At 56.6% G+C, this 235-nt stretch carries 1 protein-coding gene; it reads left to right on the forward strand.

What is annotated here, in order from left to right:
- The coding region (locus ACO0LI_RS30790; protein WP_423037752.1) for a transposase at positions 1-235 on the forward strand (235 nt) is incomplete at both ends.

The following is a 235-nucleotide window of genomic DNA, read 5'->3' on the forward strand; positions in this document are numbered from 1 at the left end:
CCGGAGCCAATGTCCACGACAGCCAGGTATTGCCAAAATTACTGCACGGGCGCGAGACACGTTACTGGGGCGATTCTGCCTACACGGGCCAAAAGCAGGTTGCACGCAGCAAAGCACCAGGGATAAAAGACTTTACCAACATCCGGGGCACACGCAGTCACGCGCTGACAGAAGAAGAACGCCTGACCAATCGCCGCAAGTCAAGCGTGCGTGCCAAGGTTGAACATGCCTTCTG

The organism is Undibacterium sp. Tian12W, from assembly GCF_049339405.1.
Lineage (GTDB): Bacteria > Pseudomonadota > Gammaproteobacteria > Burkholderiales > Burkholderiaceae_D > Undibacterium.